The organism is Enterobacter cloacae complex sp. 2024EL-00227 (assembly GCF_043945315.1).
GTDB classification, from domain to species: Bacteria; Pseudomonadota; Gammaproteobacteria; order Enterobacterales; family Enterobacteriaceae; genus Enterobacter; species Enterobacter roggenkampii.
Map to the genome: position 1 here is coordinate 1 of NZ_JBIMQP010000074.1, position 751 is coordinate 751.

At 49.0% G+C, this 751-nt stretch carries 1 pseudogene; it reads right to left on the minus strand.

What is annotated here, in order from left to right:
- Positions 1-265: 265 nt before the first annotated feature.
- Positions 266-751 (minus strand): annotated as a pseudogene (locus ACHH0Z_RS25615) (IS110-like element IS5075 family transposase); the annotation flags it as partial.

Genomic DNA, 751 nt, shown 5'->3' on the forward strand with positions numbered 1-751 from the left:
GAAAACGGAATCTATGGTCACTCCCGTTTTTGCAACACCGATTTTGACGACAAGTTGGCTTGCTTGAATCTATCCGGCGTCTGAATGGGATTTTATTCCCGCGCCTCGATGAGTTCCGCGCCTGATGAACCTCCAGAAAATATACGGCTTCAATGAGCCTTTCCGTTTTACAGGTTCCTCAACAGGCCGGTGGGCCGTTAGTATCATCAATATCAGTATTCGCAAAACCAGATGAATGATTGTTTAAACTGGTGTATTTCTGCCTTTATGCTTCGTAAGTTTGCTGTCGCGCCGTCAGTGCCCAGGCTATTCTGGCCAGCTTGTTTGCCAGAGCACAGGTGACGACAAAGTTGCTTTTCCGACACAACAACTCCCTGACCCAGTCGGCCAACTTGCCAGACTGGTGTTCCAGTTTTTGTATGAATACCCTGGCACACTGAACCAACAAAGTTCGGATCTTTTTGTTGCCCCGCTTGCTAATCCCTAACAATGTCGTCCGACCTCCCGTGCTGTACTGTCGGGGTACCAGCCCTGTTGCCGCCGCAAAGTCACGGCTGCTGGCGTACTGCTTCCCGTCGCCAATCTCAGTTGAAATAGTACTGGCAGTCAGCGTTCCAACGCAGGGAATACTCAGCAAGCGCTGTCCAACCTCATCTTCGTCCAACTTTCGTTTCAACTGAGATTCCAGATCTTTAATCTGCTCAACAAGATAGTGATAATGCTGTTGTAATTTCAGCAGTAACTGGCTGAG